Source organism: Enterobacter cloacae complex sp. P1B (assembly GCF_014982345.1).
Taxonomy (GTDB): Bacteria; Pseudomonadota; Gammaproteobacteria; order Enterobacterales; family Enterobacteriaceae; genus Enterobacter; species Enterobacter bugandensis.
Genome location: NZ_JADCLF010000034.1, coordinates 1 through 236, shown reverse-complemented (window position 1 = coordinate 236; position 236 = coordinate 1). Strand labels below are relative to the sequence as shown.

The following is a 236-nucleotide window of genomic DNA, read 5'->3' as shown; positions in this document are numbered from 1 at the left end:
CCCCCCCCCCCCCCCCCCCTCTTTTATTACACCAGAAGCCGTCATCCGCCCATCGCCTCTTGTCTCGTGGGCGCGGAGCGGCGTGAAACAGCCCTGCCGGAGTGCTACGCGGGCTACAGCTTTATGGCGGTGGTGACGCCGACGGGCAGCAGCCAGCCAGCACTGGCCGGAGCGGTACAGAGCAGCCCGTCGGTAGACGCTTATGGGGCGCCGTCGGTAACCAATCTGCACATCTC

General features: G+C 66.5%; 1 protein-coding gene. It reads left to right on the top strand.

The features are described 5' to 3' along the window. The coding region (locus INF77_RS23110) for a hypothetical protein (protein WP_193543112.1) at positions 1–236 on the top strand (236 nt) is incomplete at both ends.